Raw genomic sequence first — 412 nt, 5'->3', positions numbered from 1 at the left:
GGCTTGCGCCGCCTTCAATTACAGGCCGGCTTGACGCGTGAAGGTCAGGCCCTTCGCTTGCGAGGGGATCACGCTGCCAGCGAAGGTTTCGGGACGCAGGTTCTGACCCGGTGCGTGTGCAGCGGCAACAGCCTCGCTGCGAACGGTGGCGCGGTCGACCGAAGCGGCCAGGGCGGGCGTTGCGGTCGATGCAGCGCCTTCGTTGTCGCCATAAGCGTTGCCGGCACGGGCAGCTGCCACGGCTTGGGGCGCCACTTCGGCGCGGCTGTAGCCGGAGGTCAGGGGCTGAACGCCTTCGTAGGTTTCTGCATGGGCGCCAGCAGCGGCGAGCAGGGACAGAGCGGCGGCGGCGAGGATGTTCGAGGTCTTCATTTCAATTCCTTCTTCATTGGGCTTTTGGGTGTCCCAAGTG

At 65.8% G+C, this 412-nt stretch carries 1 protein-coding gene; it reads right to left on the bottom strand.

Features of this window, described 5'->3' with window-relative positions:
* Positions 1 to 18: 18 nt before the first annotated feature.
* Positions 19 to 372: an alpha/beta hydrolase gene (locus ACSFA3_RS25165; protein ID WP_093073331.1), complete on the bottom strand. Its 354-nt coding sequence runs from the start codon at positions 370 to 372 to the stop codon at positions 19 to 21.
* Between the last annotated feature and the right edge of the window lie 40 nt (positions 373 to 412).

The sequence above is a fragment of the Variovorax glucosi genome (assembly GCF_051216695.1).
Lineage (GTDB): Bacteria > Pseudomonadota > Gammaproteobacteria > Burkholderiales > Burkholderiaceae_C > Variovorax.
The sequence above is the reverse complement of the archived record's forward strand: the minus strand, read 5'-3'. Positions and strand labels throughout refer to the sequence as shown.

Excerpts from the sequence above, each read along its gene's own strand:
- ACSFA3_RS25165 (WP_093073331.1), bottom strand. The coding sequence starts at position 372 with ATGAAGACCTCGAACATCCTCGCCGCCGCCGCTCTGTCCCTGCTCGCC.